The organism is Neisseria sp. P0021.S006 (genome assembly GCF_051956895.1).
In genome coordinates, this window is record NZ_JBQCWZ010000949.1 from 1 (window position 1) to 567 (window position 567).

Below are 567 nucleotides of genomic sequence, written 5' to 3' on the forward strand. Positions count from 1 at the left end.
TGAGTACCGTCGCCGTTGTCTTTAACGTCGGCTTTAGCATTCTTACCATCTACACCGTCTTTACCGTCCTTAACGATGGTAGTAGTGACTGAGCCGGTATCAAGATCAGTAACAGTGATTGTATGGGTACCATCACCATTATCTACAACTTCACCTGTGATGCTGCCACCTTTTTCACCAGTGTCACCTTTTTCACCTTTAGCGCCAGCGGCACCAGTGTCACCAGTGTCACCTTTTTCGCCTTTTTCGCCAGCGGCGCCAGTGTCACCTTTTTCGCCTTTTTCGCCAGCGGCGCCGGTATCACCTTTTTCGCCTTTTTCGCCAGCGGCGCCGGTATCACCTTTTTCGCCTTTTTCGCCAGCGGCGCCGGTATCACCTTTTTCGCCTTTTTCGCCAGCGGCACCAGTGTCACCTTTCTCGCCTTTTTCGCCAGCGGCGCCAGTGTCACCTTTTTCGCCTTTTTCGCCAGCAGCGCCAGTGTCACCTTTTTCGCCTTTTTCGCCAGCAGCGCCAGTGTCACCTTTTTCGCCTTTTTCGCCAGCGGCACCTACGGCACCAGTGTCACCT

Annotated in this window: 2 protein-coding genes; one reads left to right on the forward strand and one right to left on the reverse strand. The window is 53.6% G+C overall.

Annotated features, from left to right (window positions below; all coding sequences use genetic code 11):
- The coding region (locus ACTHUM_RS18085; protein WP_440403694.1) for a collagen-flanked surface repeat-containing protein at window positions 1-161 on the reverse strand (161 nt) is incomplete at its 3' end.
- Between ACTHUM_RS18085 and ACTHUM_RS18090 the strand changes: the two genes are divergently transcribed.
- Window positions 123-567: hypothetical protein (locus tag ACTHUM_RS18090; protein ID WP_440403695.1), on the forward strand; the 445-nt coding region annotated here is incomplete at its 3' end. The two genes, ACTHUM_RS18085 and ACTHUM_RS18090, sit on opposite strands and share 39 nt — an antisense overlap.